The organism is Stenotrophomonas sp. 05L44_2 (assembly GCF_056665995.1).
On the sequence record NZ_JBFTNR010000776.1, the window covers coordinates 1 to 2,673 of the forward strand.

General features: G+C 63.4%; 1 pseudogene. It reads right to left on the reverse strand.

The annotated features are described in order from the left end of the window. Nucleotides 1-2,330, reverse strand: a pseudogene (locus AC1VAN_RS20495) (TonB-dependent receptor plug domain-containing protein); the annotation flags it as partial. Nucleotides 2,331-2,673: the final 343 nt, after the last annotated feature.

Consider the following 2,673-nt stretch of genomic DNA (forward strand, 5'->3'; position numbering starts at 1 on the left):
GCTGACGTAGGTGCTGGTCCAGCCAGCGCTCAGCTTGCCGTAGCTGGTATCCACGCGGTAGCTGACATCCAGGTCGTAGCCTTCGGTCTCGGCGAAGCCGGCRTTGCGGTTGCCGAACTTCAGGCCRGTGACGATGCCGGTGGCCGCATCACGGGTGAAGCGGCCGCAACGCGCTTCGATACCCTGCTCGTAGCAGTCGGTGAGGATCTGGTTCGGGCTGTCATCGACAATGGTGTTGTCAATGCGGATCTTCCACCAGTCCAGCGCAACGTTGAGGTTGCTGACGAAGGTCGGGCTCCACACCAGGCCCAGCGTCTTGCTGGTCGAGGTTTCCGGGGTCAGCTGCGGGTTGGAACCGGACACGAACGGCGTCGGCGTTGCGTCCTGCGCGGTGGTCACCGGCGTATTGCCCTGCCGCAGCTGACGGAAGTTGCCGGCGTCGGCGATGTCGCGAGCGCAACGTGCGCGGACTTCAGCACTGTTCCTGGAAGCGCCGAACACGGTGTCGCACGGGTCGCTGAACTGGGCGAAGGTTTCCGAACCGCCACCGTACAGGTCACTGATGGTCGGTGCACGGAAACCTTCGGCCCAGGTGCCGCGGACCAGCAGCTGGTCGATCGGCTTCCACTTGAAGCCGAACTTGCTGTTGAGGGTGTTGCCGAAGGTGTTGTACTCGGAGAAACGCGTTGCGGCGCTGAAGCTCAGTTCCTTGGCGCCCGGCAGGTCGGCCAGGATCGGCACGTTGAGCTCCAGGTACGCTTCCTTCACGGTGTAGCTGCCACCGGTCGGACCAGCGGCCAGGTTGGTGGTGGCACCGGTCTGGGCCAGCGCGTCAGGCGTGTACTGGCCATCTTCCTTGCGGCTTTCGACGCCGAAGGCAAAGCCCAGGTCGCCGGCCGGCAGGGTCATGATGCTGCCCGACAGATTGGCGAACGCGTTCTTGGTGGGAACGACGGGCCCACGGCATCACGCACGCGCTTCTTGTGCAGGTTGCCGGTGGCGGTGGCGGTCAGCTCGTTGCGGTTGTACTGGTAGCCCACGTCCCAGTCGAAGTAGCGCTGGCCGATCTCGAAGGTGCCATCCAGCGACACCACCGCACGATAGGTCTTCAGTTCGCTGGTGCTCACGCGCGGCACTTCCCAGGTGCGGCGGTTCCAGGACACTGCAGTCGGGTTGGYGTAGCCGTGCTGGCTGCCGAACGGGTTGAAGTAGCTGTCCCTGGACATCTGGCCAGTGGCGTTCGGGTCGTTGGGAATCGACACCGAGCTGGACTGGGTCGGGTAGCCGGCGATCTGGCGCTCGGAAGAACGCTTGTTGTAGCCGAACTCCGTGCGCAGGTTGATGTCATCGGTCAGCTTGAAGCGGCCATCGAAGTACACCGAATCACGCTTGATCGGGTACATGACGTGCATCTGGTCGTTGGCATTGCTGACGTCACCGGTGAACGSSGTCGSATCGGTSARGTGGTARTTSGCCGGGTTGGTCGGGTCGGCACCGCGGTTGAGCGAGTAGCCGCAGCCCAGCCTGGTATCGGTGCAGCCCGGGCGACCCTTCAGGCCGGTGATCTGGCCGTACTGGCTCAGCGTGGTCCAGTTGGAGGGGTCATTGGGGTTGTGGTCGCTGGTACCGTACTTGCTGAACCAGCGGTCGCGTGCCCACACGCTCTTTTCTTCGGAGTGTTCCAGCGCAAGCGTCAGCGACACGCGGTCGTTGCTCCAGCCACCCACTACGTCGAAACGATCGCGTGCGCCGTCACCTTCGCTGTACTGGCCGTGGTAGACGTTGGCGGTCACGCCGTTGACGTTGGAACGGGTGATGATGTTGACCACGCCGGCCATCGCATCGGAACCGTAGATGGCCGAAGCGCCATCCTTCAGCACTTCGATACGCTCTACCGCCGACACCGGCAGCGAGGACACGTCCTGCAGGCCCGAGGTGCTGATGCCCAGACGCTTGCCGTTGACCAGCACCAGGGTGCGCTGCGCGCCCAGGTTGCGCATGTCGATGTAGGTGCCGCCGGTGTTTTCGCCCGAGCTCAGCGCGTTTGCGCGGCTGATCGCCGGGCTGCCCATCGCGGTCACGTTCTGCAGGATGTCGGCAACGGAGCTGAAGCCCTGGCGTTCGATATCGGTACGGCTCAGGGCCAGCACCGGCTGCGCCGTTTCAACGTCCACCTGGCGGATACGGGAACCGGTGATCTCGATGCGGTCCAGGTTGGTCGGCGAAGCGGTGCTGCTGCTCTGGGCGAACGCCGGCAGCGCAGCCAGCGTCGCGGTGGTTGCCAGGGCGTAGCGGATGGCCTGCCCCAGTGCGGTGGTGCGTGAAGTCATGACGAGCTCTCTCTCTCGGGTCGTGCAAAGGACGCCAAAACGGGCGTCGAAGGAATCGGCAGGTCCATGACCGAGCCGATGACCCGATAGTAGTCTCGTTGGTTAATGCTCTGTAAAAAGCGCGTGTCGGTTTGTGTCATTACGCATCACACGCTTTCACCAAACGTGAACAAAAGCAGGGGTTTACGTCAGGACGAGGCGCATACCGTCTCCGCCAACTGCTGCGTTGCAGCAGAAATTGGCGGTCGATTGCGCGAACTGTAACGAAATGTAATCGGGCGCCGGTCAGCGATCGGACGGCGTCCCGTCGCCCTGCTCAGACCACGAACGGACGGAACTGGAT